The 1,041-nt window shown below is 63.4% G+C and carries 1 protein-coding gene; it reads right to left on the reverse strand.

Annotation, left to right across the window (positions count from 1 at the left end; all coding sequences use genetic code 11):
* A partial coding sequence (locus tag G7009_RS27270) for an immunoglobulin-like domain-containing protein (RefSeq protein ID WP_375139579.1) occupies positions 1 to 1,041 on the reverse strand: 1,041 nt, incomplete at both ends.

Genomic DNA, 1,041 nt, shown 5'->3' on the forward strand with positions numbered 1-1,041 from the left:
CGGTACCGGCAGCACTGCCCTTGGCCACTTCGACGACAGTGCCGTCGGTGAGCGTAAAGGTCAGGCCCTGGTGGCCAGTAACCGGCAAGCCATCCTTGCTGGTCAGGGTCACGGTGTAGGTGATCTGACCGCCTTCGGCGACGGTGGTCTTGTCGGCGGTCAGGGTCGCCACGACATCGTTGATGGTGTCGGCGATCTGCACGGTGGCCGAGCCACCCAGCTGCAGGTTCTCGAAGGTCTGGCCCTCAACGGTGGCATCGGTGATACCAACGGTTAGCGAACCGGCGTCCTTGAAGACGTCCTCGCCCTGGGCATCGGTGCGGTAGGTGGCTTCGGTCTGGCCCGCAGCGATCACCACCTTGTCACCATTGGACAGGGTGACGGTGAGCTCACGATCCAGGACCTGGCTGACGCGCACGGTGAAGACCGGCTGCTCGGCTTCGGTGACGTTGCCGTTGCTGACGATCGAGACGACGATCTGGTCGCCAGCGTTCGGCGTGCCAGGGGTACCCGGATTACCTGGAGTTCCTGGTTCGTCAGTGACGACTGTGTTGGTGCTGCCAGCAGTGATCAGGTTCTCGAAGACCGCATCGCCGGTCACACCAGTGATCGTTTGGGCAATGGCCGGCTGGCCGCCGACATACACGTCATCGTTGGTGGTGATGGTGGCGGTACCGGCAGCACTGCCCTTGGCCACTTCGACGACAGTGCCGTCGGTGAGCGTAAAGGTCAGGCCCTGGTGGCCAGTAACCGGCAAGCCATCCTTGCTGGTCAGGGTCACGGTGTAGGTGATCTGACCGCCTTCGGCGACGGTGGTCTTGTCGGCGGTCAGGGTCGCCACGACATCGTTGATGGTGTCGGCGATCTGCACGGTGGCCGAGCCACCCAGCTGCAGGTTCTCGAAGGTCTGGCCCTCAACGGTGGCATCGGTGATACCAACGGTTAGCGAACCGGCGTCCTTGAAGACGTCCTCGCCCTGGGCATCGGTGCGGTAGGTGGCTTCGGTCTGGCCCGCAGCGATCACCACCTTGTCACCATTGG

It is taken from the genome of Pseudomonas capeferrum (genome assembly GCF_013523055.1).
GTDB classification, from domain to species: Bacteria; Pseudomonadota; Gammaproteobacteria; order Pseudomonadales; family Pseudomonadaceae; genus Aquipseudomonas; species Aquipseudomonas capeferrum_A.